1 pseudogene is annotated in these 568 nt (G+C 51.9%); it reads left to right on the top strand.

The annotated features are described in order from the left end of the window. Window positions 1-560: pseudogene (locus OOZ15_RS20550) on the top strand (hypothetical protein); the annotation flags it as partial. Window positions 561-568: the final 8 nt, after the last annotated feature.

A 568-nucleotide genomic window follows, 5' to 3' on the forward strand; every position in this document is an offset into this window, starting at 1 on the left:
AGCCCATTTACAGTGATGTCCATGCCCTACAGGCCAATGTAGAGGCCAACGAACGCTTTGGGCTGATCGAGCTCCAAGGGGGCAAATACACCGATGACGTGCCGCTTGTCAGTGCCGAAGCCGTGCTGGACGATCCCTACTATAGGGCCAAGATATACCCACTGGTCTATAAAGGCTATCCCCTTGAAGGCAAATTCACCGTGGCCAGGGATGTAAAGGGGCTGGGGCTCCCACCGAAAAAAGCCATTGACATATTGACCTGGTACCCGATGTACCTGGAGCATAACATTTCGCACCCGCTGATGGATATCCGCCTTCCCTACCGCTACTACCTGCCATACCATTACAAAAAGGATTTTACCCAGATCCAGTACAAGGTCGTCAATGCGTATTTGCAACAGCCTTCCCTGTATGCAGGCAAGGTACAGCAGTACGACCATATCATAAACGGGGTGTTCCCCTCCATACCGGCCGGGGACTACAAGGTGAGGCTACAGTACACCTTGCCGGGGGGCATAAAAGGCAGTAACCAGGTATTTAAGTACAACAACCCCTTTTAAGAACGAGC

Source organism: Galbibacter kalidii (genome assembly GCF_026241135.1).
GTDB lineage: Bacteria > Bacteroidota > Bacteroidia > Flavobacteriales > Flavobacteriaceae > Galbibacter.